The organism is Vibrio sp. 10N.286.48.B8 (assembly GCF_003050085.1).
Classification (GTDB): Bacteria; Pseudomonadota; Gammaproteobacteria; order Enterobacterales; family Vibrionaceae; genus Vibrio; species Vibrio crassostreae.
Genome location: NZ_PIGD01000007.1, coordinates 119,454 through 145,352 on the forward strand (window position 1 = coordinate 119,454; position 25,899 = coordinate 145,352).

Genomic DNA, 25,899 nt, shown 5'->3' on the forward strand with positions numbered 1-25,899 from the left:
GTTAAGTCTACGCCCAACCGTTTGGTGACTTTCTGCGACGAGGCATGATGTGTGGCAGAACCAGGCCAAGAAGTAGACCAATACCCGCAACACCACCACCGTACATGAAGTACTTTAATAGTAGGTCGTCTTTTTGAGTGTCTAGCTTAGCGCGTAGTTCACGGTTCTCTGTTTGAGAGCTCGTCAGCTGCTGGCTAATTTCACTGTAGTTCTGTTCTAGTTCAGCAATCTGCTTGTTACGAGAATCTAGAGAGCTTGCTAGGCCAGCTTTTTCGCTGTCAGCACTCTGACGAGCGTTCGCTAGCTTGCCTTTAACTTCTGTCAGCTCTTTCTCTAGCTTAGGCATGCGCAGTGCCATACTTTCTTTTGTGCTTACAAACTTGCTTTCAACCCAACCTTTACGGCCACGGTTGTCTTGAATTTGGGTGTAACCTGTACTCTTGTTAGTTTGTAGGTATGTAATCTTTTCACCAGCATCAACACTACCTATGATACGGAAGGTGTTGTTTGGGCCAGAATGCATATAAGTAAATAGTTTGTCAGCAATATAACGGTCTTGTGCAAAGGCAGCTGGAGCCGCAAGCATTGCGAACAAAACTAAGCTAATCAGTTTTTTCACAGTAAATCCCTTAACGATTCAAATTGGGTAGGCGTATGAGTCAGCCTCAATCAGCAAATAATATTTAGTTTCTTTATGCGGTGCAACAAAGAAGGGAGGCAAAGCCTCCCTTTCTGTGCGTTTGAGTCAATAATGACATGGCATTTACATATCGTTACTGAAGCTCACACTATTCTGACGCTAGTATTCACTAACGCAGTCGCGATTACATAGTAAACGCAGCTTGAATTCCGTAGAAGAACACAACAGCAAGTAGAGCACCTGCAGGCAGTGTCACAATCCAAGAAGCCACGATATTACGTACAACGCCTAAGTTTAGTGCTGCGATACCACGGGCAAAACCAACACCTAATACTGCACCAACTAGTGTCTGTGTAGTAGAGATTGGAAGGCCAGTACCTGAAGCTAGTACAACCGTACATGCAGTTGCAAGTTGTGCAGCAAAGCCACGGCTTGGTGTTAATTCTGTAATACCAGTACCAACGGTTGCCATTACTTTATGACCCATTGTTGCAAGACCAACAACGATACCGAAACCACCTAGAGGAAGAATCCACCATGCGATAGTACTCTTACCTGTGATTTCACCCATGTGCTCAACGGTTGATACAACAGCAGACAGTGGACCAATCGCGTTCGCAACGTCGTTTGAACCGTGTGCAAATGCCATCGCACAAGCGGTGATAACCATTAGTACCGAGAAGATGCCTTCAACACCGGCAAAGCCGTGGTCTTCTTCGCGGTTAGCAAATTTCTTCTGGATGTATAGGTAACCGCCGATCATAACAAGCGCAGAAACGCCAGCAGCCCAAACCCATGCTTCAGTGTTGCTTAGGTGAAGACCAACGTGTTTAAGACCTTTCTTGATGGTTACAAGTGCAATCACCATCGTTGTGATGAACATGTATACCGGTACAAAGCGCTTCGCGTTGAATAGCGGGTTCTCTGTATCAAAAATCAGTCGTTGAGCACTTACAAATATCACGTAAGCGAAGAAGCCGGAAATAACGGGTGTGATAATCCAACTGCCCACAATACCTTGAACACTGTTCCAGTCTACAGCTTCAGTACCTACAGAAATACAAGCAAAACCGATGATTGCACCGATGATTGAGTGAGTCGTAGAAACCGGCCAGCCCATGTAAGAAGCTAGAAGTAGCCATGTACCAGCAGCAAGAAGTGCTGACATCATGCCGTACACAAGTACATCTGGTTGATGAGCGAATAGAGACGTTTCGATAACACCTTTACGGATCGTGTCTGTTACTTCGCCGCCCGCAAGGTAAGCACCTGCGAATTCAAAGATCATTGCGATAATGATCGCTTGTTTAACGGTTAGAGCTTTAGAGCCTACTGAGGTGCCCATTGCGTTCGCAACGTCATTTGCACCAATACCAATAGCCATCAAGAAACCGAAAGCTGCTGCAACAATAATCAGGACAGTGCCGTAGTTAGCAAGGATATCCATCGTAATACCTAGTTGTTTGATAACAAGCGGAACAAATTTAGACGCAAAAAACCGCTCAGCGAGAGAAATACTCAGCGCATAAGTGGTTTGTTCAAAAAATGCTCTTCGTTATATGGTTAACGTATGATTTAAGATCGAGAAAGCATTACTTCAAGACGAGCGCCTACACGCTGTGCTTGATCTGCAATACCACCAACCCATTCAAGAATTTTGTATAAGAACATGATATCAACTGGATTCAGATCGCCTTCAATCGCCATTAGTTGTTGGCGTAGTTCGATCTGCATCGCATCCGTGTCATCTTCAATTACATCTAATTGATGAATCATTTCGGCAACGAGTGTTACTTCACGGCCTTTAAAGCCAGTCTCAAGTAATTCGTCTAATTCATTGATTACGTTTTGTGCTTGGTTCGCTGCATCTAGACAACGTTTAACGTAAGCGATGAAGTTTTCTTGCATAGGAGCAGGAATGACAAGTTGACGACCATATACACGGCCAGCAATGTCTTTCGCTAGGTTTGCGAGTTTGTCTTGTTGCGTTAATAGCTCCAACATATCGGTGCGATCAACTGGCATAAACAAACCACGAGGAAGTTTAAGGCGAATTTCACGTTTTAGTACGTCAGCTTCTTTCTCAAGGTGAGAAATTTGAGCTCGAATTTCTGATGCTTTTTCCCAGTCACCTTTTGAAGAAACTTCAAAGAAATTAACTAGGTGAGAACAACATTCGTTCACGCATACTACGTGACGCTGCAAAGGTTTAATTGGGGACTTTGCAAATAACCCCATAATTGTATTTACTGGCATGGTCATCCAACCTAATAAATAATAACCTTAAAACAACATACACCATATTCATGGTGAAATGTTAAGCGATGGCTACAAAGTCGCGCATGTTAACCTAATCAATCTCTCATTAAAACTGTTTTAGATCATCATAAGGGCGATATTTCTGACTTGCCGACTTTTCAAATTGGCAATATCCTGTCCCTATCTTCACAGAAAGGTATAACTATGGAAACCGAGATAGAACTGAAGTTTTTTGTTTCTCCTGAATTTTCAGAGACTTTACGCAATAAAATTGCTGAAACTAAAGTACTTCAGCACAGTTGTCGTGAGCTAGGTAACATCTACTTTGACACCGCTGACAACTGGCTACGTAAGCACGATACCGGCTTACGCATTCGACGCTTTGATGACGTATTTGTACAAACCGTAAAGACAGCGGGTCGTGTGGTTGCTGGCCTGCATCAAAGGCCTGAATACAATGCAGAACATGACAGCAACGAACCTAAGCTAGCCCTGCACCCAGAGGATATCTGGCCGGCAGGTAAAGACATAGAAACGTTGCAAGCTGAGTTGACTCCTCTGTTCTCTACCAACTTCACGCGCGAGCAGTGGTTGATTGGTATGCCTGATGGCAGTCAAGTCGAGGTCGCATTCGACCAGGGCTTCGTTGAGTCAGGTGACCTGCAAGAACCGATTTGCGAAGTCGAATTAGAACTTAAATCTGGTCAAACGGATGCGCTATTTACATTGTCTCGCCAATTCTGCGAACAAGGTGGCATGCGTTTGGGCAATCTAAGCAAAGCTGCTAAGGGTTACCGCCTTGCTCAAGGTTATCAAGGAGATGAAGTTACTCCTTTGACTTTAGTTGATACTGATAAAAGTGATACCGTTGAATCGTGTTTCATTCAATCTTTAGAGCACGCTCTCGCTCATTGGCACTATCATGAGCAGATCTTCACCGAGCGCCAATCTATTGAAGCGTTACATGAGATCAGTCACTCACTCAGTTTTATTCGTCAAACCTTTACTATCTACGGTGGCATTGTCCCAAGACGTGCGAGTGCTATTTTACGTCAAGAGTTGAAGTGGCTTGAGCAAGAGCTCGACTGGCTGAAAAGCTATGACCATTTCGAAGACTTGCTGGAAGATAAAGGCCATGTACTACGTAAACTCGATGCACGTAAGTTCTTAGTGGCTGAGCTTAAAGAGATGCAAGAGCAACTGCCAGATCGTGAAGAGCTGCTTACCTTGTTGAGCTCTGCTCGTTACACTGGTTTATTGTTAGATCTGAGCCGCTGGATCTTGTCTCGTGGCTGGCAACCTTTCTTAGATGAGAAAGCGCGTGAACAAATGGGTCGTGGTATCGAATGGTTTTCCGTGCAGCAACTCGATCGCACATGGGCTGACTTGATGGAAGCTTTCCCGCCAGAACGAGTGATGACCAGCCAAGCGTATATTGAACAGCAATACCGTTTGATGCGTAATCTGTATTCTGGTGTTGGCTTCGCGAGTTTATATGATGACGCTGAACGAAACAGCTTCCGCTTGCCATGGGCCGATATGGTGCAAGGTATTGATGACTTGCTGGCACTTAAAACATTAGAGCCTTTGACTGAGAAGTTGGAAGGCGACGAGAAGGTTCAGCTAGAGCGTTGGTTGGCTCGTCAAGAAGTATCTATTCTGCATGCGATGGAACAGACACGCCAAATCAGTGTTGAGGTTGAGCCATACTGGCAAGACTAAACTCAACACCTGTATCAATATAAGTATGAATTTGAAAATAGGGCTCCGGCCCTATTTTTTTGTTTGTTGCTCAAGCTTTTCGAGTCGCTCTAAGATCTTCTGTTGTTGCTCAATGATCTTCTCAAGGTGCTTCTCTTTGTTTTCCGCGCGTTGATTCTCATGATGAGTTGGAGAGGTGATCAAAGAAGTAATCAAGCCTGAAATCATACCAAACACACCCACACCGCAAATGATCACCAGAGAGGCAACTAATTTTCCTGAGCTCGTGACGGGATAATGATCGCCATATCCCACGGTACTGATGGTCACGAAAGCCCACCATAACGCATCTTGTCCAGTGGTGATGTTGGCGTTGGGATCTTTGTGCTCTAACAGCAGTATTGTCCCAGCTCCTATGGTCAGGAGAATGATCAGCAGCAATATAATCGAGGCGAGGGTGGTCTCTTTACGATTGCGAAATAGCTCTCTTAACACTCGTTTACCCGAACGAAGAACAAGAATTACACGTAAGATCTGAAAAATGCGAGCGAAACGAAGTGGTTCGATCATTGGGATGCTTGCTAAGAAATCGATCCAGTGTACTTTTAGATATTCTTTTTTGTTTTGTGATCTGAATAGATCAATTGTGAGCTGAAAAAGAAAAACACTACAGATTATAAAATCGAGGCCGATAAGGACTTGTTTCGATTCTTTGTCGATCGGTACGAACAATAAGCCTGAGATCACAAATAACGCTAAGAAAGAGAGAATCAGTGACAATAAGCTCATCGGCTTGGTGGCGTCTTTGGTATTATTCAACATTCATACGAGGCTCAAAATAAATCGCGAACTTTGACTGACATAGCCACCTCGCGGATATAGAAGCCATCAATATATAAGAATTAATGGAGAACTGACAATGACTAAACTGTCATTCAAGCCGTGGGAAAGGATAATCTCTGACGTTCGTCTCGTTCCAAAAATGGTCATGTTGATGATATTCAGTACAATCCTGATCATTTCGAAGCAGCTATGGGACGCAAGTACGTTTTACGATTCATTGCTTGCTGTAACCAACAATGCGCAAGTCGCACAACAGCATTACGAGACTTACTTAGTTCAAGTGGCTTGGCAAACAGCCTTGATGATTATTGTGTTTGTGGTTCTTCTATTAGCAGCGGCGCGCGTTATGCTGCGCCAGACTCAATACCTTAATGACGCCATTAAAACCATGGCCGACAAGAACTTATCAGTGCCGATTCAAATGGATTGTAAAGATGAATATGGCGATGTGGCACGCGAACTTGAAAAAACTCGCGTTCAACTGAACGACATGATCAAAACTCAGGTGGCCTCTTCTGATGAACTGTTTGCTCTGACGGAAGTGATGACCATCAGCATGTCTGAAACCAAAGAATCAGCTCAAGAAGAGTTCAATGAGATTGATCAGCTGGCAACAGCAATGAGTGAGATGACCTCTACGGTACAAACTGTTGCTGAGCATGCGCAAAGCGCTTCTTCATTGACGGAACAGGCATCAGGCCAAGCTCTTACTGGTCAGAAGTTCGTTCAAGGGTCTGTTTCTAAGATGAGTGAGTTATCTTCAGATATCGCAGCATCTGCAGCAGCGGTAAACCAAGTTGAAGAGCGCGTTGACTCAATTGGCAGTGTGGTTGGTACTATCCAAGGCATTTCAGAACAAACAAACCTATTAGCATTGAACGCTGCGATTGAAGCGGCGCGTGCAGGTGAAGCAGGTCGTGGTTTTGCGGTTGTTGCCGATGAGGTTCGTAACCTTGCACAGCGTACTCAGCAAGCGACTGTCGAGATTCAAGACATGATCAGTCACCTACAAAGCAGTGCTAATTCTGCGGTAGAGCTGATGGAGAAGAGTGTTGTTGAAGCGGCTGAAGGTGTGGACCTTGTGACCAATGCAGGCTCTGAGCTTGATGGTATCGTAAGCCAAGTAAACCAAATTAATGATATGAACTTCCAGATCGCGACCGCTGCAGGTCAACAGAGCAGCGTTGCAGAAGAGATGAGTGTCAACCTGACCAATGTTCGTGAGCTTGTCGAAGCTTCAGTTGTGGTTGTTGGTGAGCTGTTGGAGACCTCTCAGCTTATGGAAAGCAACGCACAAGAACTCGACGGTAAGATTAAGCAATTTAAGGTTTAGTCATGTTCTCTAAATCCTTATTGCTAGAGCCTGTTTTCTAGAGAGAAAGGCCTAACTCGCTAAGTTAACCGATAAAACGCCCACATTGCTAATGTGGGCGTTTTTTATTGGCGTAACTTTGGTATAACTTATCTTTAGTTTTATGAAGACTCGAACCGATAACCCGAACGTTCGTCGCGCAGCTTATACAAGGAAGAAACATGCCATTGCCTTCTCAACTCGTCACTCACTCACAGTCTGCTTTTGAGCAATTACTAGAGCATCAAAGTGAAGCCATCAATACTTGGTCTGAGCCACAGACTGAGGAGCTTAAACGTGTACTCGGTTTAAGCTGTTTTATTGGTGATTGCCTGCAGCGTGATACGGTTTTATGCGGTGACTTACCTGATATGTTGGCATGTGCAGAGCGTGCTGAAGGGTACCGAGAGCGACTGGCTGGATTACTTTCTGGTTGTGCTGATGAAATGAGTGGTCAGCGCGTGCTGCGTCAATTCCGCAATCGAGAAATGACCTATATTGCTTGGCGTGATTTTATGGGCTCATGGGAGTTAGAACAGAGCTTAAGTCACCTATCGATGTTAGCTGAGGCAATGATCTTCGAGACCTATCAATGGCAGTACGATATTTGTTGTAAAGAGTGGGGCATACCATGCAATGAACAGGGTGAAGCGCAGCCGATGCTGATCATTGGCATGGGTAAGCTAGGGGGCGGTGAGCTCAACTTCTCTTCTGATATCGACCTGATTTTTACCTATCCTGAAAATGGCGAGACACAAGGCGCTAGACGCAGTATTGCCAATGCGCAGTTCTTCACACGCTTGGGGCAACGTATTATCAAGGCACTTGACCAGCAAACCTTTGATGGATTCTGTTATCGAGTCGACATGCGTCTGCGTCCATTTGGTGAGAGTGGTCCACTTGTGATGAGCTATGCGGCACTGGAAGATTACTACCAAGAGCAAGGTCGCGATTGGGAACGCTACGCGATGGTGAAAGCGCGAGTGATGGGCAGCGAAATGTACCCTGAATACCAAGAGCTCCGTCAGATGCTGCGCCCATTTGTATTCCGTCGTTATATCGATTTCAGTGCGATTCAATCTTTGCGTCGTATGAAGTCGATGATAAGCAGTGAAGTACGTCGTCGTGGATTATCAAACAACATCAAGCTGGGGTCTGGTGGGATTCGCGAAGTGGAATTTATTGCACAAGTATTCCAATTGATTCGTGGTGGCCGTGAACCTAGCCTTCGTGGTCGAGGGTTACTGGAAACCTTAAGCGCGATTGAATCACTTCACCTGTTAGAGGCAGAAGAGGTAGGGCACTTACGTGAGGCTTATCTGTTTTTGCGTCGCCTTGAGAACCTGTTACAAGCAATGGCCGACAAGCAAACTCAAACCTTACCTGACGGTGAATTCGAACAGTTGCAACTCGCTGTCGCAATGCAATTCACTGATTGGGATAGTTTGATTGAGGCAACTCGTGCTCATATGGCCAATGTACATACCGTGTTCGAAGATCTGATTGGGGTTGATGAAGATGACGCCAACCCGATCGCGAGTCACTTTAGTGAACTGTGGGATATGGCCCATAAGCCAGATGTGATTGAACATGTTCTGGAGCATGATATTGCGATTGCTAACCCACCGAAAGCCGCGAAAACGATTATTCAATTTAAAGCCGATTTGGCTAAGAAGACCCTTGGCCCACGCGGCCGTGAAGTCCTCAATCGATTGATGCCGAAAGTGTTTCAAGCACTGTACACTGCTAAGGATGCCGAGTTTGGTTTGTCTCGAGTACTGCATCTACTGCATAAAATCGTTACCCGTACCACTTACCTTGAACTACTAGATGAGCACCCTGCCGCGTTGACTCAGCTTGTACGCCTATGTACCGCTAGCCCGATGATCTCCGAGCAATTGGGTCGTTACCCAATTCTGTTAGATGAACTTATCGACCCTCAGCAACTCTACAACCCAGTGCCTTTGGAGTCGTATAAAACAGAGCTGCGTGATTACCTAGCCCGTATCCCTGAAGATGATATGGAGCAACAGATGGAAGGCCTGCGCCAGTTTAAGCAGACCTGTATCCTGAGAATTGCAGCCGCGGATATAGCGGGCGCTCTACCTGTCATGAAGGTCAGTGATCACTTGACCTACTTAGCCGAAGCGATTGTTGAGGCGGGGGTCAATCAAGCTTGGTTACAAGTATCGGCCAAGTTTGGTGAGCCGACTCATGTTAAAGATCGCGAAGGTCGCGGTTTTGCGGTTGTTGGTTACGGTAAGGTCGGTGGTTGGGAGCTTGGCTACAACTCAGACCTAGACATTGTGTTTATGCACGACTGTCCGGTACACATCTATACTGATGGTAAGAAAGAGATCGATGGACGCCAATTTTATCTAAGGTTGGCTCAGCGTATTATTCATATTTTCTCGACCAGAACCGCTTCTGGCATTCTGTACGAAGTCGACACTCGTCTGCGCCCTTCTGGTGCATCTGGCCTGTTGGTGAGTCCAACCGATGCCTTTGATGAGTATCAGCACAATGACGCGTGGACTTGGGAACACCAAGCTTTGACTCGCGCTCGTATGATCTATGGTGACGACTTATTGGCCTCAGCATTTAACAAGACTCGCCATGAGGTTCTGTGCTTGGCGCGTGATGAGGCAACACTCAAAAAGTCAGTTGTAGATATGCGTGAAAAGATGCGCGGCCATTTAGGCGGCAAAAAAAACGATCGATTCATGCTCAAACAAGATGCGGGTGGTATTACCGATATCGAATTTTTGGCGCAATATTTAGTCCTTCGGTACAGCAATGAGAAGCCAAAGCTTACTCGTTGGTGTGATAATGTACGAATCTTTGAAAGCCTGCTGTCACAAGGGATTATGGACGAGCAACAAGGCATGGCATTAACCCATGCTTATACAACGTTAAGAGATGAAATCCACCACCGCAATCTACTCAATCTTGATGCGGATGTGGCAATTAATAAGTTTGAAATGGAAAGAGAACACGTGGTTCGAGCATGGAAGCAGTGGATGGAAGCGTAGCTTGTCTTTTGCTTAGCTATCACAGTGCCTATCGAGGTAGGCTTTACTCATTTTTCTAAGGTTTAGCCACTGTAATCAGTGTGCTAGACTCTAGCCAGATTCGATTTTTGGAGCTCAACAATGAAACCAATTCTACCTGACTACAGCCAATCAGGTGTTCTTATTGTCGGTGACGTCATGCTTGATCGTTACTGGTATGGTCCAACTGGCCGTATTTCACCAGAAGCACCTGTACCCGTTGTAAAAGTAGAAAATAACGAAGAGCGTCCAGGTGGTGCTGCCAACGTTGCAATGAACATTGCCTCTCTTGGTGGTCATGCTCATGTTGTTGGTTTAACTGGTAAAGATGAACCCGCCGAGGTGTTAAAAAATACTTTGGGCGCACTAAAGGTTAAGTGTGATTTCGTTGAGTTAGAAGACTATCCAACCATCACAAAACTACGAGTGATGAGCCGTGGTCAGCAGTTGATTCGTCTTGATTTTGAAGACAAATTTGAAAACACTAATCCAGAGCTTATTCTGTCTCGCATGGAGCAAGCACTGCCAAATGTCCGTTCGGTTATCTTGTCAGATTATGCGAAGGGTGCATTAGAGCATGTACAGAGCTTCATTCAAAAAGCACGCGCAGCGAATGTTCCAGTATTCATCGATCCAAAAGGCGCGGATTTAGAGCGCTACCGTGGTGCGACTTTGCTTACGCCAAATATGGCGGAGTTCGAGCTAGTTGCAGGTAAAGTTAAATCAGAAGAAGACCTTATCGAGAAGGGCATTGCCTTGATCGAAAAATATGATTTTGAAGCTTTGTTGGTGACTCGCAGCGAGAACGGTATGACTCTGCTGCGTAAAGGTCAGGCACCGTTCCACTTACCGACTCAAGCCAAGGAAGTGTACGATGTCACAGGTGCCGGCGATACGGTTATCTCTGTCCTTGCAGCTTCTGTTGCTGCTGGTAAACCTCTGGATGAAGCGTGTGCATTAGCGAATGCGGCTGCTGGTGTAGTTGTTGGTAAGCTAGGTACATCGACACTGTCTACGATAGAATTAGCGGAAGCGATTCACGGTAGCCAAGATACAGACTACGGCGTTATCTCTGAAGCAGCACTGGTTGAAGCGGTGAAGCGTGCTCGTGCGAAAGGCGAGAAAGTGGTTATGACCAATGGCTGCTTTGATATTCTGCACGCTGGGCATGTTTCTTACATGAATCATGCTGCTGAGTTGGGCGATCGTTTGATCGTTGCGGTTAATACTGATGAATCAGTAAAACGTTTGAAAGGTCCAGGTCGTCCTGTGAATCCAACTGATCGTCGTATGGCGGTATTGGCTGGCTTAGGTGCGGTTGATTGGGTTGTACCATTCTCTGAAGATACTCCTCAACGTTTAATCTCTGAGGTATTGCCAAGCATTCTTGTTAAAGGCGGTGATTACAAACCTGAAGAGATCGCTGGTGGTGCGGAAGTGATTGCTGCTGGTGGTGAAGTGAAAGTACTTAATTTTGAAGATGGTTGCTCTACCACTGAAATCATTAAAGCGATTAAAGGTGGCCGAGGCTAACCTTCGGTCTTTTAGCTTCTATGCTAGCTTTTGAATAGATAATAAAAATGCCGCTCAATGAGCGGCATTTTTGTAACTTAAGTAATTCTGAATTACTTACTTGCTACTTTTAGACCTGCGTTTACATCAACGATGTCTTGTTCGCTTAGCGTACCAACCGCTTGGCGAAGCTGAAGTACACTTAGGATATAGTTGTAACGAGCATCTGAAAGGTTTTTGTTCGCATCGTATAGACGACGAGTTGAATCTAGTACGTCAACGATAGTACGAGTACCCACATCAAAACCTGCTTCTGTCGCTTCTAGAGCTGATTGAGCAGAAACTACAGATTGTTCGTAAGCGCGTAGCGCACCGATCGAAGCACTGATGTTGTTGTTGAACGCACGTACGTCTTTTACAACGCTACGGTAAGTCGCTTCTAGATCTTCACTTGCTGCAACGTAGTTGTATTCAGCCTGTTTAGTCAATGAAGTTGTGTTGCCACCCGTGTATAGAGGTACAACTAAGTTCAAACCAATGTTTAGGTTGTCTTGGTCGTAATCTTGGGTGCTGTTTGATTGATCTGAAAGAGCGTAGCTACCATCTAGTGTTAAGCTTGGTAGGTGACCAGAGCTTGCTAGAGAGATGTTGTCTTTTGCTACGTCTTGAGAGATACGTGCAGCCAATAAGCTAAGGTTCTTTTGTTCTGCTTGTTCAACAAGCGCAACAGCAGACTCAGAAGATTTGCTTGCTGAGAAACGATCAGTATCTAGGATGCTTAGGTTAGAGTGTTCCTGACCTGTAATCTCACGTAGACCTTCGTAGCTATTCGTTAGGTCGTTCTCTGCAAGAACTTCATCAGCCAAAACGCCATCGTACTGAGCTTGCGCATCATGTACATCGGTGATTGCTGAAAGACCTACTTCAAAACGCTGTTTAGTTTGCTCTAGTTGACGAGCAACTGCTGCTTTCTCTGCACGAACAAATTCTAGGTTATCTTGAGCGCGAAGTACTTCGAAATATGCTGTCGCAACACGAAGAATCAAGGCTTGTTGTTCTGCCGCGTAAGCTGAATCAGATTGACGAGCGGTTTTCTCTGCCGTATCTAGTGTGATCCATGAAGAGCGCTGATAAAGCTCTTGGCTGAAGCCGATAGCAGCTCCCCAAGTGTTGTTATCAATGCTTGAATTACCAACACCTGATGTATCTCGATCACCACGATTAATGTCGTAGTTTGCTGTTAGGTTAATTTGTGGTAGCAAATCACTACGGCTTGACGTTACTGCTTCAAAAGCGGCATCGCGCTGCGCTGCTGAACGAAGAAGTTGTGGATCGTTCTGTTTTGCTTGGTCGTAAACTTCAGCTAGCGTATCAGCAAAAGCTGACGAACTCAGGCTGCCAATTGCTGCACTGATAAATAGTGGAAGCAGTTTTTTCATTTTCCTATTCCTGCCTTTTATGGAATTTTCTTTAAAAGAGTTTAACCCAGTTTGGTGGTAATTTACTCGAAACTTTGCACTTTTTTACAGTTAACTGTCCACTTGTGCAATATTTATTTTTTAAAACTTAACTTTAATTATAAATTTTATATAAAAAGTTGAACCTTATCCTTGGTAGTTAACTCGGACAATGAGTAAACTATAAAGATCACTTAGTGAGGTACCAAATGCAACAGTATGACAATCAACGACATGAGTTTACTCCGCAAGATGTGGAAATAGTCTCAAAAGAGACGCTGTTTCGTGGTTTTTTCAAAATGGTTAAGTACACATTTAAACATAGACTGTTTGAGGGCGGCTGGAGCCAACCAATAGAGCGTGAGATGTTTGAGCGTGGACATGCTGCTGCTTTGCTACCTTATGATCCTGTGCGTGACGAAGTTGTGATCGTCGAACAGATCCGTGTCGGTGCTCTAGAGCATGAGACCCCATGGCAATACGAAATTGTTGCTGGGATCATTGATACCGATGAATCACCACAAGATGTCGCTCGTCGTGAAGCGATGGAAGAAGCCGGGGTCGAAGTCGGATCTGTGTTGCCTATTACTTCGTATTACCCTTCATCTGGTGGTTGCTCAGAAAAGCTTGACGTCTTTGTTGGCTGTGTTGATGCAACGACAGCCAAAGGGGTACACGGATTGGACTACGAAGGTGAAGACATTCGCGTACAAGTGATGAGTCGTGAAACTGCTTATCAGTTGGTAAAAGACGGTGTGTTTGAAAATGGAGCCACGATCATTGCGCTACAGTGGCTACAATTGAACTACCAAGAATTACAGTCAGAGTGGATAGATTAACGTCATGCCAAATATAGCAGTCAAGAAACCGTATCATGTTGATCTTGCTGAATTGATGCGAGTTTACGAGACGAACTATGCCAAACTGAACGCTTTGTTACCGGTTGGGCATGAAGTTGGTGACGTTCGCTGTTACCAAGCCGTTAATATGGTGTATCAATTGACAGTGAATGAGGTCACAAAATACACCACATTAATAGATATATGTCAGAGTGACGCGATGCCAGTGTTTCCTTTGCCAAAAATGTCTGTCAGGCTATACCACGACGCTCGAGTTGCAGAAGTGTGCGCTAGCGGGGATTTTTCAAGAGTCAAAGCGAAATATGACTATCCCAACACTAAGCTTCTGCAAAAGGACGAGAAATTTCAATTGAATAAATTTCTTGGGGAATGGTTAACGTTTTGTTTAAAAACGGGTATCAGCCGAACCCCAATTACCTTTTAATTGAGCCTATTTATCAACACTTTTAAAGTCTAAACAGTAACGTATCTGGATTTGTTATTTTGGAATTATCACACACTTCAAAATTTGATGAGAGCACTATTAAGCTTGTGCAGCTAACGGACACGCATTTGTTTGCGCCGAGCAATGGCAGCTTATTAAGCATCAACACTCAAGATAGCTTTCGTGCTGTAGTCGATGGCATTGTTAGTCAGGGTTTTGACTATCAAGCGATTTTAGCAACCGGTGATATCTCTCAAGATCACAGTGCTGAGTCGTACCAGAAATTTGAGTCAGGGATTCAACCTTTGGAAAAGTCATGCTATTGGCTGCCAGGGAACCATGACTTTAAGCCTAATATGGGCAGTGTTTTACCATCACCACAAATACAGTGTGTTGAGCATGTCTTGCTAGGCGATAACTGGCAGATGGTGATGCTAGACTCGCAGGTGGTTGGTGTGCCTCATGGTCGCCTTAGCGATCAACAGCTTGATCTGTTAGAACAAAAGCTGACGGAATTCCCTGAACGTAATACTTTGGTTCTATTGCATCACCATCCATTGCTGGTTGGCAGTGCATGGTTGGATCAGCATAACCTAAAAGACGCCGATCAATTTTGGGATGTGGTTCAACAGCACACCAATGTCAAAGCAGTATTGTGTGGTCACGTTCATCAAGACATGAATCGAGATCATTATGGTGTACAAGTCATGGCAACACCGTCGACTTGTGTGCAATTCAAACCTAACTCAGATGACTTCGCGGTAGATACTTTGTCTCCGGGCTGGAGAGAGATTGAATTACATCAAGACGGAACGGTCAGCACGCAAGTTCGTCGTTTGCCTCATGGGCAGTTCTTGCCTGATTTTGAAGCCGCTGGTTATTAATGAAGGTTGTTATTGATGTTAGGCTCTAATCAGCAAGCGACTAAGCCATCGCTGCTTCTCTATATTCACGGGTTTAACAGTTCATCACGTTCCCATAAAGCGAATGTGATGGCAGATTACTGTGCGGAGCATCGCGCTGATATTAAAGTCGTAACGCCTCAACTGCCGAGTTTCCCTCAGCAAGCGGCACTTCATTTGCAACAGCTGGTGGAGCAATACAAAGAGCAATATCAGATAGCGTTGGTCGGTAGCTCACTAGGTGGCTATCTTTCAACATGGCTGAATAGCCACTATGGTTTTAAAGCGGTGGTTGTAAACCCTGCAGTGAAGCCGTATGAGCTTCTTGCTGACTATTTAGGTGAACAAGTAAACCCATACACAGATGAACGATATGTACTGGAAACAAAACATATTGATGAACTGAAGGCGTTAGAGGTTTCGGCTATCGCTAAGCCGAGCGACTTCTGGTTACTTCAGCAAACGGAAGACGAAGTTCTGGATTACCGACAAGCGGTAGAGAAGTACCAAGGTGCAACACAGACAGTAGAAGAGGGCGGGGATCATAGCTTTGTTGATTTTGAACGCTACCCACAACAAATCATCACCTTTCTAAATCTTTAATCTGTTCCACCAACCAAGTGATTCTCTCTTGTTTGCCTGTTATTTCATCTATCAATGGTGAAATATCATAGTTTGATGTCTTAGTTTTTGAACTAGCTTGACATCATTACTCAGCTTCCAGACTATATTCCCCAATACTTCGCTCGTTCGCTCTACTATGACGGTTCATAGTAATGATTCTGCTTTAGTGAAACTGGAGCCAGCGAACTGACGCAAACTTTTTGAGTAAACTCCGTATTATGACTGAACAATATAATGCAAAAGACCTCGAGGTACTTGAAGGTCTCGATCCTGTGCGACACCGCCCAGGAATGTATACCGAGACAGAAAGACCTAACCACCTTGCCCAAGAAGTCATTGATAACTCGGTCGATGAAGCACTAGCGGGACACGCTAAGAAAATCAAAGTTGTGCTTCATGCAGACCAATCGTTAGAAGTTACCGATGACGGCCGTGGTATGCCTGTCGATATTCACCCAGAAAAAGGGATCTCAGGTGTTGAGCTGATTTTAACAAAGCTCCACTCTGGTGGTAAATTCTCGAACAACAACTACAAGTTCTCTGGTGGTCTGCACGGTGTAGGTATCTCGGTAGTAAACGCGCTGTCAAAACGTGTTGAAGTGACCGTACGCCGAGAAGGTCAGGTTCACGAGATCGCACTTGAAGGCGGTCATGCAGTAACAGAGCTTACTGTAACGGGCACTTGTGGTCATCGTAACAGTGGTACATCAGTACATTTCTGGCCTGATCCTAAGTACTTTGATAGCCCTAAATTCTCGACACTTCGTCTGATTAACAATCTACGTGCAAAAGCAGTGCTTTGCCCAGGTTTAGAAATTACCTTTATCGACAAAGTCGGTGGCGAAGAGCATAAATGGTTCTATGAAGATGGCCTAAAAGATTACCTTGCCGAAGGCGTGAAAGGTTATACCTTACTGCCTGAAGAACCTTATGTTGGCGAATTCGTTGCTGAAACCGAAATGGCAAACTGGGCGATCATCTGGCAGCCAGAAGGCGGTGATATGATCACCGAGAGTTATGTGAACTTAGTACCGACTAAACAAGGTGGTACACACGTAAACGGTCTTCGCCAAGGTTTGCTTGATGCAATGCGTGAGTTCTGTGAATTCCGGAACTTGTTACCACGCGGCGTTAAGCTAACGGGCGACGATATTTTCGATCGCTGTTCGTACGTACTATCGGTGAAGATGCAAGATCCGCAGTTTGCAGGTCAAACAAAAGAACGCTTGTCTTCGCGTCAAACCGCTGCGTTTGTTTCTGGTGTGGTAAAAGATGCCTTTAGCCTGTGGCTGAACGAAAAGCCACAACTGGCAGAACAGTTGGCAGAAGCTTGTATTGCGAATGCCCACCGCCGTATGCGCGCAAGCAAAAAGGTTGTGCGTAAGAAAATCGCCTCAGGCCCAGCACTGCCGGGTAAGCTAACGGATTGTTCGGTTCAAGATTTAAGCCGTACTGAAATCTTCTTCGTGGAAGGGGACTCGGCGGGTGGTTCTGCTAAACAAGCGCGTGACCGTGAGTTCCAAGCGGTGATGCCACTTCGCGGTAAGATCCTAAATACGTGGGAAGTGTCGGCAGACCAAGTATTGGCTTCGCAAGAAGTGCACGATATCTCGGTAGCTCTGGGTATCGACCCGGACAACGATGACTTATCAGGCCTGCGTTACGGTAAGATCTGTATTCTTGCCGATGCGGACTCGGATGGTCTTCATATCGCGACACTGTTATGTGCATTGTTTACTCGCCATTTCCATGCTTTGGTTGAAGCGGGCCATATCTATGTGGCAATGCCTCCTCTGTATCGTATCGATTGCGGTAAAGAAGTGTTCTACGCACTCGATGACGCAGAGAAAGACGGTGTGCTTGAGCGACTATCGCAGAAGAAAGCTAAGATCAACGTGCAACGATTCAAAGGTCTGGGTGAAATGAACCCACTTCAGTTGCGTGAAACCACCATGGATCCAAACACTCGTCGCCTTGTTCAGTTAACGATTGATGACAGCGAAGCGACTAACGAGATGATGGACATGCTGCTTGGTAAGAAACGTGCAGATGATCGCCGTACATGGCTACAGACTAACGGTGATATGGCCGAGGTATAATGGATGTCTAACGAAATTACATATGATGGCGTTGAACAGCTGCCAATGCGCAAGTTCACCGAAGATGCCTACTTAAATTACTCAATGTACGTGATCATGGATCGTGCATTGCCGTATATCGGTGATGGCTTGAAGCCAGTACAGCGTCGTATTATCTACGCGATGTCTGAGCTGGGCTTATCGGCTGCATCGAAATACAAAAAATCAGCACGTACCGTTGGTGACGTATTAGGTAAGTATCACCCACACGGTGACTCTGCTTGTTACGAAGCGATGGTATTGATGGCGCAGCCGTTCTCTTACCGCTACCCATTGGTAGATGGTCAAGGTAACTGGGGGGCTCCTGATGATCCGAAATCGTTCGCTGCAATGCGTTATACCGAAGCAAAACTGTCTAAGTTTGCTGAAGTTCTGCTGGGCGAGTTAGGTCAAGGCACTGTTGACTGGCAACCAAACTTTGATGGCACGATGAAAGAGCCTCAAATGTTGCCTGCTCGTCTTCCACATATCCTGCTTAACGGTATCACGGGTATCGCGGTAGGTATGGCGACCGATATTCCACCACACAACGTGCGTGAAGTCGCTAATGCAGCCATTCACCTAATTGATACGCCTAAGTCTGAGCTTTCAGATGTGATGGGTTTCATTCAAGGTCCAGATTACCCGACAGAAGCTGAGATTATCTCTCCGAAATCGGATATCGAAAAGATCTACCGTACTGGACGTGGCAGCATCAAGATGCGCGCGGTTTGGCACAAGGAAGGCTCTGATATTGTTATCACGGCTCTGCCTCATCAAGTGTCAGGTGCAAAGTTACTTGAGCAAATTGCTAACCAGATGCGCGCTAAGAAGCTGCCAATGGTTGACGACTTGCGCGATGAATCTGATCACGAGAACCCAACGCGTATCGTTGTTGTTCCTCGTTCGAATCGTATCGATTGTGATCAATTGATGAGTCACCTGTTCGCGTCGACGGATCTAGAGAAAAACTTCCGCGTTAACTTGAACATGATTGGTTTGGATAACCGTCCTCAGGTTAAAGGCTTAGTTCAAATCCTGAAAGAGTGGATCGAGTTCCGCCGCACAACCGTTCGTCGTCGTTTGCAGTACCGTTTAGATAAAGTACTGGCACGTTTGCACATCTTAGAAGGCTTACTTGCTGCTTATCTTAATATCGATGAAGTGATTGAGATCATTCGTACAGAAGACGAACCATGTCCTGTTCTAATGAGCCGTTTCAACATTTCTGAAGTTCAAGCTAATGCGATTCTTGATATTAAACTTCGTAACTTAGCTAAGTTAGAAGAGTTTAAAATCCGAGCTGAGCAAGAAGAGCTTGAAGCTGAACGTGAAAAGCTTGAAAAGCTACTCGGTTCAGAGCGTCGCTTGAATACGCTGATCAAGAAAGAAATCCAAGCAGATGCGGATAAATACGGCGATGATCGTCGTTCACCTCTGATTGAGCGTGCTGAAGCGAAAGCGCTAACAGAGCGTGACTTAGTACCAAGCGAACCAATCACAGTTGTGTTGTCTGAAAAAGGTTGGATTCGTCATGCCAAAGGGCATGAGGTTGATGCTGAAGGCTTGAACTATAAATCAGGTGATAAATTCCTAGCGAGCGCTAAGGGTAAGAGTAATCAACAAGCGGTGTTCCTTGGCAGTGATGGCCGAAGCTACTCCCTTGAATCACACTCATTACCGTCGGCACGTAGCCAAGGTGAGCCAATTACAGGCCGCTTGAACGTCAGCCCTGGTACTTCTATTCGCCAAGTGGTGATGGGAGAGAATGAGCAATTATGGTTAGTCGGTTCTGATGCTGGTTATGGCTTTGTTTGTAAGGGTAGCGATCTGCTGTCTAAGAACAAGAGCGGTAAAGCGTTGGTTAACTTGCCACAAGCTTCTGAAGTGATGATGCCAAGCCCTATTGCTGACTTGGACAGTAACCAGATTCTGGCGATTACTAACCAAGGCCGTATGTTGTTGTTCCCTATTAAAGACCTACCTCAGTTGAGCAAGGGTAAAGGCAACAAGATCATCAACATCCCTTCGGCGAAAGCAAAAGAGCGTGAAGAGTTTGTCTCGCACTTGATGGCTATCCCAGAGAATGCGACGCTGACTATCTACGCCGGTAAACGCAAGCTTGGCTTGAAACCAGCAGATCTTGAAAACTTCCGTGGTGAACGTGGTCGCCGTGGTGGCCTACTACCAAGAGGTTTACAGCGAGTGACTCGCATCGATATCGAAGAGCCAAGTGAATCGTAGAGATACCTGATACTATCTTTAGATAAAAGAAAACCCAGCCTGTGAGCTGGGTTTTTTGTATTTGTTTATTAGCAGCTTAAATCTAGCAGCTTGAACCACTGCTAACAGCGTTTGTTCTACAGGCGAGTATCTTCAGCAATTGTCACTTTGAGGGTTTTGTTTTCACCTTGGCGTAAGATTCCCACATCAATCTCGGTACCTGGACGCAAATCAGTAACAGTATCCATCACACTCTGACGACCATTTACCTGGTTATTATTGATACTGACAATAATGTCTTGAGCTTCAAAACCGGCATCCGCAGCGGGGCCATTTGGATCGATACCTAACACAACAATACCGCCGATATTCTTAGTACCCAACATGCGTGAGGTGACAGAGTTGATGTCTTGTCCATCGATACCGATATAACCACGAATTACACGGCCATCGGCGATGATCTTCTCCATGATTTTATTAGCAAGCGGATAGGGGATAGCGAATGAGATCCCATAGGTTTCCATGTCGGTAGCTTGTTGGAAAGAGGCGGTATTGATACCGACTAGCTCACCTTGTGAATTCACCAGTGCACCACCTGAGTTACCTTCATTGATTGCTGCATCGGTCTGGATAAAGGCTTGATGACCATCAGCACTGATCGAAGAGCGGCCAGTTGCAGAGATGATACCAAAGGTTGTTGTTTGACCTAGGTTATATGGATTACCTATCGCCAGTACCACATCACCAACATTGGCTTTGTAGCTTGGGTTTAATGGGATTACTGGTAGGTTGTCACCGCTGACTCTCAGTATCGCGATATCGGTGCGTTTGTCTGAGCCGACAAGTTGCGCTGCTGCTACTCGGCCATCTTGAAGGGCCACAACTATTTGGTCTGCTTGAGCCACAACATGGAAGTTGGTAATGATGTAGCCTTTCTCGCTAACAATCACCCCAGACCCCAAACCTTGAGTCAGTAGCTTGTTACGATCATCTTCGGCGTATTTACGGCTATAAATATTAACCACAGCAGGTGCCGCGCGGCGTACTGCTTGATTGAATGAAATCTGAAGAGAGCCAATATTGTCGACTTTAGGGTTAGTGACATCTGCAACAATAGCTGGTCTTAAGCTTGGAAAAGCGAGAAGAATCAGAGCCGCTGAAACGAGTCCAAGGGAAATAGAACGAAATAGAAAGGACAGCATGTTTCCCTCTTCAACAAGTAAGGTGTGAAGCCTCCGTAGATGGATGACTGACTTGATTACTAGTGAAGCATAGCATTTTGATTCATCTAAAGAAAAGGGAGACTGAGTAAGTTTAAAGCAAACTTACCGAGCCTCCCTGTTATTACGTTGACGTATGACTATCTAATAACGAGGTAGATAGTTCTGTCGCCACGTTGGATATTTAGCGCTAGTACGCCCGGCTGTTTCTCAAGAATATCTCTAAATTCAGCAAGGTTCTTAACGGTTTGGCGATTGACGCCAATAATGATGTCGTCTTTGAGAAGTTGATAAGCTTCTGCTGGTGAGCCTTGAGCCACACTTGACACTTTCACGCCCGTTGCTGAGTCGCTGTCTGTTGTGTTGGTGAGCTCTGCACCAGCTAAGCCTTCATGCAGTTTTTCAGCTTGTGTCTTGCTGTTGGTTGATTCACCCAGAGTCACATCAAAGGTTTTGTTCTTGCCGTCGCGAACCACGCCCAGTTCGATTTCTTTACCTGCACCGAGTGTAGCGACTTTAGCTCTTAATTCACTGAAAGTATCAATACGTTTACCATTAATAGAGACAATAATGTCACCCGCTTTCAGGCCTGCATCATCGGCTGCACTGTCCGGCACGACTTGGCTAACGAAGGCGCCTTTACTTGATTCATAACCGAGTGCTTCTGCTAGTTCTGAGGTGATCTCTCCACCTTGAACGCCCAGCATGCCGCGTTTTACTTCACCGAAATCGAGAATTTGTTCTGTCAGGTTTTTCATCATATTGGATGGGATTGCAAAGCCGATACCGACATTACCTCCGTTAGGGCCAAGAATGGCAGTATTGATACCAATCAGTTCACCGTTGAGGTTAACTAGCGCACCACCAGAGTTACCGCTGTTGATTGCCGCATCGGTCTGAATGAAGTTCTCAAAGTTCTCTAGATTCAGGCCGCTACGACCAAGCGCAGAAACAATACCTGATGTCACGGTTTGACCAAGTCCAAATGGGTTACCAATTGCGACACTAAAATCACCAACTCTTAACTTGTCTGAGTCTGCCACTTTTATCTGAGTAAGGTTCTTGGCTTCTTCTAGTTTAAGCAGCGCGATATCCGACATCTGGTCGCCACCGATAAGTTCGGCATCGTATTCTCGACCATCATGAAGTTTTACTTTGATATCGTCAGCACCATTAATCACATGGTAGTTAGTCACGATATGGCCTTTCTTGGCATCAATGATCACACCAGAGCCTAATCCGCGGAATGGGCGCTCTCGTGTTTGTTCTGGACCAAAAAAGAATTGGAATTGTTCAGGGATTTGCTGGCGTTGTACCTGTTTGCCTTCTACGGCAATACTAACCACAGCGGGGGTCACTTGTTCAAGCATAGGCGCGAGGCTTGGTAATTGTTCATTACCCACACTTAATGGTAGTGCGGCCGTTGCTTGAATGGGGGTGATGATTGAACTTAAGCTTAAAGTCAGTACTGATAAAGCAAGCAAAGGTTTTTTCATCATAAACTCCTCTCTAGTTAAGGTCTTACCCCTCTCACTACGTGTAATAAGTATGAGAAGTTTCAAATGACCTGAGTGAAAGTTATGACTCAAAAACCTTTGTAAAGTTCACAGAAGTGTTAAATGTTTATGATGCTTTTGCTGTCACTACATCAGGAGCATCAATGATCTCTTTCTTCTGTTCTGTAAATAAACCGGTTGCGCCATTCGCGTAATCTTTCGGTTGTTCCTCAAGTGTCGCTTCTTTAATTGAAGGCTTATCTTGTGATTTGTCCGAATGAGCGGCGGCTGTTTTTACAAACGGGTTGTCTTGCTCTGGCAGGTTAGGAATCAGCTCTGAGCTTGTTTTTTCCATGTGTTGGTACAGTTTCGTGTAGTCCTTACCTAAGGTGTCCAACATTTCTGCTGATTTCGCAAAGTGGTCAGCCAGCTCTTGTCGCTGCTGTTCTAGGGCAAACTTTGCGCTATCTAATTCTTTCTGTACGTTCTTTTGTTTTTTGTATTCAGGTGTCATAAGACGAGAAATGGCGACCCCTAAAATAACTCCGACTAGTAAACCGGCAACGGCATACATCCAAGGCATAACAGCTCCTTATTATTGTTTTTTAACATGTTTGTTACTGCTTAGTTACACGTGATACGGCTCCATGGTACTATGAGAAAGCCGCAGTATAAAGAGAAATGCGTGTGCGCTAGTTAGCAGTTTGATGCTGCATTATTCACCACGTTACGTTATTTCTCGTACTGTTTGGGCTCATTTTTATTTGCTGTCTGATATCGCTTTCATTGTGGAAATGTCGTCATGAATCCCATTAAAAAATACGAACAAGATATAAAAGAACATGGATTTCAAAGAGATCCAGCACAAGAGCAAGCAGTTAAGTCTTTAGATGAACTCTTTCATCAATTCCAAGATTACATGAATACGCCTATTCCTCAACTAACTCGATTCCAGAAATTATTGGGCAAAAAACCAGAATTGCCACAGCCACCGAAAGGTCTCTATTTCTGGGGAGGCGTAGGGCGCGGTAAAACTTATCTAATGGATACGTTCTACGACGCCTTACCGACCACTAAAAAAATGCGGGTTCACTTTCATCGCTTTATGTATCGAGTTCATGATGAACTAAAGGCGCTAGGTAATGTTAGCGATCCATTGCCTTTAGTGGCAGACAAGTTGAAGGAAGAAGCGGACATTATCTGTTTCGACGAATTCTTTGTTTCAGACATCACTGATGCGATGATCCTAGGAACTTTGTTCCAAGAGTTGTTCGCTCGCAACGTTATCTTGGTCGCGACCTCTAATATTCCCCCTGCGGATCTATATCGTAACGGGTTACAGAGAGCGCGTTTCTTACCTGCCATTAAGCTTATTCAAGACAACTGCCACATTCTTAATGTTGATAGCGGTATTGATTATCGTCTGCGTACTTTAGAGCAGGCAGAGATTTACCATTACCCGCTAGATAGCCAAGCGAATATCAATCTCGAAAAGTATTACGCTCAGCTCGTAGGTGAAGATAAAGAGAAGCTTAAGCAGATTGAGGTTAATCACCGTCAATTAGAAGTAGTCGAAGCGAGTGATGGTGTGTTGCATGGTACTTTTGCTCAGCTTTGTCAGTCGGCTCGTAGCCAGAACGACTATATTGAGTTGTCTCGGGTTTATCACACGGTTCTATTGGCGGATGTATTGCAAATGGGGGCGACTTCAGATGATGCTGCAAGGCGCTTCATTGCATTAGTTGATGAGTTCTATGAGCGCAATGTGAAACTGATTATTTCAGCGCAAGTGGAGCTAGAAAAGCTATACACCCATGGTCAGCTAGAGTTTGAATTTAAACGTTGTCAATCGCGCTTAATTGAAATGCAGAGCCATGAATATTTGGCAAAAGAACACTTAAGTTAGCTTTGATTATCTCGAATAAGAAATAGAATTAAAAAAATCGTGATTTTGTTCAAAAAGAGGTGATTTTTTCTTCGCTCTTCTCTATAATCCTGCGACCTACCGTTACTGCGGGCCTCTAGCGATGAGTAAAATCACGTTATGCCAAGAGTTTTCCAACACTCGAAGGGGTGATGAATGGTAACTCTTAGACAGTGGGAATACGCGAGTATTCCTTAAGTGTAAATTTTTTAAATAGGTAATTATTAGCATGAAAACTTTCGTTGCTAAACCAGAAACTGTAAAACGCGACTGGTATGTTGTAGACGCTGAAGGCAAAACTCTTGGCCGTCTAGCAAGTGAAATCGCTTCTCGCCTACGCGGCAAGCACAAAGCAGAATACACTCCTCACGTAGACACTGGTGATTACATCATCGTTGTTAACGCTGAGAAAGTTGCTGTAACTGGTAACAAAGCTAAGGGTAAGGTTTACTACCGTCACTCTGAGTTCCCAGGTGGTCTTAAAACTATCACTTTTGAAAAGCTAATTGCTAAGAAACCAGAAATGGTTCTAGAACTAGCAGTTAAAGGTATGCTTCCACGTGGTCCTCTAGGCCGCGCGATGTACCGTAAGCTTAAAGTGTACGCTGGTACTGAGCACAACCATGTTGCTCAACAGCCACAAGTACTAGACATCTAAGGGGATTATGAAAATGGCAGAGAATCAATACTACGGCACTGGTCGTCGCAAAAGCTCAGCAGCTCGTGTTTTCATCAAACCAGGCTCTGGTGAGATCGTAATCAACAAGCGTAGCCTTGATGTTTACTTCGGTCGTCCAACTTCTCGTATGGTTGTTAAGCAACCTCTTGAGCTAGTTGAACTAACTGAGAAACTTGACCTTTACATCACTGTTTCTGGTGGTGGTATTTCTGGTCAAGCTGGCGCAATCCGCCACGGTATCACTCGCGCTCTTATGGAGTACGATGAAACTCTACGTCCTGCTCTACGTGCAGCTGGCTACGTTACTCGTGACGCTCGTTGCGTTGAACGTAAGAAAGTTGGTCTACGTAAAGCACGTCGTAAACCTCAATTCTCTAAGCGTTAATTTTTCTTTACGAAAAAGTACACGCTCCCAGTTTTACGACTGGAATTGTGGTTCAAAGCTCGGCTATATGCCGGGCTTTTTGTTTTTATATCCCCTCTAAACGCTTTCCCTCCCTCGTTTTATTTCTAAATTCTTATATTTTGAAAGCTTTTGTAACCCAATGTGCGCTTTGCCTCATGATTGTTACAAAAAGGTAGCTTTATCTTGTCAAAAAGTAGGGTTTTATTTATCA

At 45.0% G+C, this 25,899-nt stretch carries 21 protein-coding genes; 13 read left to right on the forward strand and 8 right to left on the reverse strand.

Features of this window, described 5'->3' with window-relative positions:
* Positions 1–7: 7 nt before the first annotated feature.
* The 3 genes from CWO08_RS10680 to CWO08_RS10690 form a co-directional block, all read right to left on the reverse strand.
* Positions 8–619, reverse strand: a complete 612-nt coding sequence (locus CWO08_RS10680) for a TIGR04211 family SH3 domain-containing protein (RefSeq protein WP_019826861.1) — start codon at positions 617–619, stop codon at positions 8–10.
* Between the two features lie 205 nt (positions 620–824).
* Positions 825–2,087, reverse strand: a complete 1,263-nt coding sequence (locus CWO08_RS10685) for an inorganic phosphate transporter (RefSeq protein ID WP_017061418.1) — start codon at positions 2,085–2,087, stop codon at positions 825–827.
* Positions 2,088–2,215: 128 nt separating this feature from the next.
* Positions 2,216–2,896, reverse strand: a complete 681-nt coding sequence (locus CWO08_RS10690) for a TIGR00153 family protein (RefSeq protein ID WP_010434644.1) — start codon at positions 2,894–2,896, stop codon at positions 2,216–2,218.
* A gap of 207 nt (positions 2,897–3,103) precedes the next feature.
* On the opposite strand from CWO08_RS10690, the gene CWO08_RS10695 reads away from it, so the two are divergent.
* Entirely contained in the window at positions 3,104–4,621 is a 1,518-nt protein-coding gene (locus CWO08_RS10695) for an inorganic triphosphatase (protein WP_048609673.1), read from the forward strand.
* Positions 4,622–4,672: 51 nt separating this feature from the next.
* On the opposite strand, the gene CWO08_RS10700 is transcribed toward CWO08_RS10695, so the two are convergent.
* Entirely contained in the window at positions 4,673–5,422 is a 750-nt protein-coding gene (locus CWO08_RS10700; protein WP_102433159.1) for a potassium channel family protein, read from the reverse strand.
* A 97-nt stretch (positions 5,423–5,519) separates the two neighbouring features.
* Between CWO08_RS10700 and CWO08_RS10705 the strand changes: the two genes are divergently transcribed.
* From CWO08_RS10705 to hldE, 3 genes are all read left to right on the forward strand, one after another.
* On the forward strand, positions 5,520–6,776 hold the full coding sequence (locus tag CWO08_RS10705; protein ID WP_048658011.1) for a methyl-accepting chemotaxis protein: 1,257 nt from the start codon (positions 5,520–5,522) through the stop codon (positions 6,774–6,776).
* A 200-nt stretch (positions 6,777–6,976) separates the two neighbouring features.
* The gene (gene glnE / locus CWO08_RS10710; protein ID WP_108020422.1) at positions 6,977–9,826 is read left to right on the forward strand and encodes a bifunctional [glutamate--ammonia ligase]-adenylyl-L-tyrosine phosphorylase/[glutamate--ammonia-ligase] adenylyltransferase; all 2,850 of its coding nucleotides are present in this window, start codon (positions 6,977–6,979) and stop codon (positions 9,824–9,826) included.
* A 120-nt stretch (positions 9,827–9,946) separates the two neighbouring features.
* Complete coding sequence (gene hldE / locus CWO08_RS10715) at positions 9,947–11,377, forward strand: bifunctional D-glycero-beta-D-manno-heptose-7-phosphate kinase/D-glycero-beta-D-manno-heptose 1-phosphate adenylyltransferase HldE (protein ID WP_048658013.1); 1,431 nt, start codon at positions 9,947–9,949, stop codon at positions 11,375–11,377.
* 92 nt (positions 11,378–11,469) lie between these two features.
* Here hldE and tolC read toward each other — a convergent pair whose 3' ends face one another.
* Complete coding sequence (tolC, locus tag CWO08_RS10720; RefSeq protein WP_048658014.1) at positions 11,470–12,795, reverse strand: outer membrane channel protein TolC; 1,326 nt, start codon at positions 12,793–12,795, stop codon at positions 11,470–11,472.
* 227 nt (positions 12,796–13,022) lie between these two features.
* Between tolC and nudF the strand changes: the two genes are divergently transcribed.
* From nudF to parC, 6 genes are all read left to right on the forward strand, one after another.
* Complete coding sequence (gene nudF, locus CWO08_RS10725) at positions 13,023–13,652, forward strand: ADP-ribose diphosphatase (protein ID WP_048658015.1); 630 nt, start codon at positions 13,023–13,025, stop codon at positions 13,650–13,652.
* A gap of 4 nt (positions 13,653–13,656) precedes the next feature.
* Complete coding sequence (locus tag CWO08_RS10730) at positions 13,657–14,097, forward strand: DUF1249 family protein (RefSeq protein ID WP_004736016.1); 441 nt, start codon at positions 13,657–13,659, stop codon at positions 14,095–14,097.
* 59 nt (positions 14,098–14,156) lie between these two features.
* The gene (gene cpdA, locus CWO08_RS10735; RefSeq protein WP_102432172.1) at positions 14,157–14,981 is read left to right on the forward strand and encodes a 3',5'-cyclic-AMP phosphodiesterase; all 825 of its coding nucleotides are present in this window, start codon (positions 14,157–14,159) and stop codon (positions 14,979–14,981) included.
* 15 nt (positions 14,982–14,996) lie between these two features.
* Complete coding sequence (yqiA, locus tag CWO08_RS10740; RefSeq protein WP_108020423.1) at positions 14,997–15,602, forward strand: esterase YqiA; 606 nt, start codon at positions 14,997–14,999, stop codon at positions 15,600–15,602.
* A gap of 239 nt (positions 15,603–15,841) precedes the next feature.
* A complete protein-coding gene (parE, locus tag CWO08_RS10745) occupies positions 15,842–17,722 on the forward strand; it encodes a DNA topoisomerase IV subunit B (protein WP_017061428.1) in 1,881 nt (626 codons plus the stop codon).
* A 3-nt stretch (positions 17,723–17,725) separates the two neighbouring features.
* A complete protein-coding gene (gene parC, locus CWO08_RS10750; protein ID WP_048658018.1) occupies positions 17,726–19,984 on the forward strand; it encodes a DNA topoisomerase IV subunit A in 2,259 nt (752 codons plus the stop codon).
* A gap of 116 nt (positions 19,985–20,100) precedes the next feature.
* Here parC and degS read toward each other — a convergent pair whose 3' ends face one another.
* The 3 genes from degS to zapG form a co-directional block, all read right to left on the reverse strand.
* The gene (gene degS, locus CWO08_RS10755) at positions 20,101–21,165 is read right to left on the reverse strand and encodes an outer membrane-stress sensor serine endopeptidase DegS (protein ID WP_102480615.1); all 1,065 of its coding nucleotides are present in this window, start codon (positions 21,163–21,165) and stop codon (positions 20,101–20,103) included.
* 158 nt (positions 21,166–21,323) lie between these two features.
* Positions 21,324–22,679: a Do family serine endopeptidase gene (locus CWO08_RS10760; protein WP_102480616.1), complete on the reverse strand. Its 1,356-nt coding sequence runs from the start codon at positions 22,677–22,679 to the stop codon at positions 21,324–21,326.
* A gap of 127 nt (positions 22,680–22,806) precedes the next feature.
* Positions 22,807–23,262 carry a Z-ring associated protein ZapG gene (gene zapG / locus CWO08_RS10765; RefSeq protein ID WP_017629363.1) on the reverse strand — a complete coding sequence of 152 codons (456 nt, stop codon included), beginning with the start codon at positions 23,260–23,262 and terminating at the stop codon, positions 22,807–22,809.
* 219 nt (positions 23,263–23,481) lie between these two features.
* Between zapG and zapE the strand changes: the two genes are divergently transcribed.
* The 3 genes from zapE (at position 23,482) to rpsI (ending at position 25,667) form a co-directional block, all read left to right on the forward strand.
* On the forward strand, positions 23,482–24,585 hold the full coding sequence (gene zapE, locus CWO08_RS10770) for a cell division protein ZapE (RefSeq protein ID WP_048662655.1): 1,104 nt from the start codon (positions 23,482–23,484) through the stop codon (positions 24,583–24,585).
* 247 nt (positions 24,586–24,832) lie between these two features.
* Positions 24,833–25,261, forward strand: coding sequence for a 50S ribosomal protein L13 (rplM, locus tag CWO08_RS10775; RefSeq protein WP_010434689.1), 429 nt, complete (start codon positions 24,833–24,835; stop codon positions 25,259–25,261).
* Positions 25,262–25,274: 13 nt separating this feature from the next.
* The gene (rpsI, locus tag CWO08_RS10780) at positions 25,275–25,667 is read left to right on the forward strand and encodes a 30S ribosomal protein S9 (RefSeq protein ID WP_004740758.1); all 393 of its coding nucleotides are present in this window, start codon (positions 25,275–25,277) and stop codon (positions 25,665–25,667) included.
* Positions 25,668–25,899 lie beyond the last annotated feature (232 nt).

Bases quoted from the DNA above. Each gene is read 5' to 3' on its own strand.
- CWO08_RS10685 (WP_017061418.1), bottom strand. From the start codon at position 2,087: ATGGATATCCTTGCTAACTACGGCACTGTCCTGATTATTGTTGCAGCA.
- CWO08_RS10690 (WP_010434644.1), bottom strand. From the start codon at position 2,896: ATGCCAGTAAATACAATTATGGGGTTATTTGCAAAGTCCCCAATTAAA.
- CWO08_RS10695 (WP_048609673.1), top strand. From the start codon at position 3,104: ATGGAAACCGAGATAGAACTGAAGTTTTTTGTTTCTCCTGAATTTTCA.
- CWO08_RS10700 (WP_102433159.1), bottom strand. From the start codon at position 5,422: ATGTTGAATAATACCAAAGACGCCACCAAGCCGATGAGCTTATTGTCA.
- CWO08_RS10705 (WP_048658011.1), top strand. From the start codon at position 5,520: ATGACTAAACTGTCATTCAAGCCGTGGGAAAGGATAATCTCTGACGTT.
- glnE (WP_108020422.1), top strand. From the start codon at position 6,977: ATGCCATTGCCTTCTCAACTCGTCACTCACTCACAGTCTGCTTTTGAG.
- hldE (WP_048658013.1), top strand. From the start codon at position 9,947: ATGAAACCAATTCTACCTGACTACAGCCAATCAGGTGTTCTTATTGTC.
- tolC (WP_048658014.1), bottom strand. From the start codon at position 12,795: ATGAAAAAACTGCTTCCACTATTTATCAGTGCAGCAATTGGCAGCCTG.
- nudF (WP_048658015.1), top strand. From the start codon at position 13,023: ATGCAACAGTATGACAATCAACGACATGAGTTTACTCCGCAAGATGTG.
- CWO08_RS10730 (WP_004736016.1), top strand. From the start codon at position 13,657: ATGCCAAATATAGCAGTCAAGAAACCGTATCATGTTGATCTTGCTGAA.
- yqiA (WP_108020423.1), top strand. From the start codon at position 14,997: ATGTTAGGCTCTAATCAGCAAGCGACTAAGCCATCGCTGCTTCTCTAT.
- parE (WP_017061428.1), top strand. From the start codon at position 15,842: ATGACTGAACAATATAATGCAAAAGACCTCGAGGTACTTGAAGGTCTC.
- parC (WP_048658018.1), top strand. From the start codon at position 17,726: ATGTCTAACGAAATTACATATGATGGCGTTGAACAGCTGCCAATGCGC.
- degS (WP_102480615.1), bottom strand. From the start codon at position 21,165: ATGCTGTCCTTTCTATTTCGTTCTATTTCCCTTGGACTCGTTTCAGCG.
- CWO08_RS10760 (WP_102480616.1), bottom strand. From the start codon at position 22,679: ATGAAAAAACCTTTGCTTGCTTTATCAGTACTGACTTTAAGCTTAAGT.
- zapG (WP_017629363.1), bottom strand. From the start codon at position 23,262: ATGCCTTGGATGTATGCCGTTGCCGGTTTACTAGTCGGAGTTATTTTA.
- zapE (WP_048662655.1), top strand. From the start codon at position 23,482: ATGAATCCCATTAAAAAATACGAACAAGATATAAAAGAACATGGATTT.
- rplM (WP_010434689.1), top strand. From the start codon at position 24,833: ATGAAAACTTTCGTTGCTAAACCAGAAACTGTAAAACGCGACTGGTAT.
- rpsI (WP_004740758.1), top strand. From the start codon at position 25,275: ATGGCAGAGAATCAATACTACGGCACTGGTCGTCGCAAAAGCTCAGCA.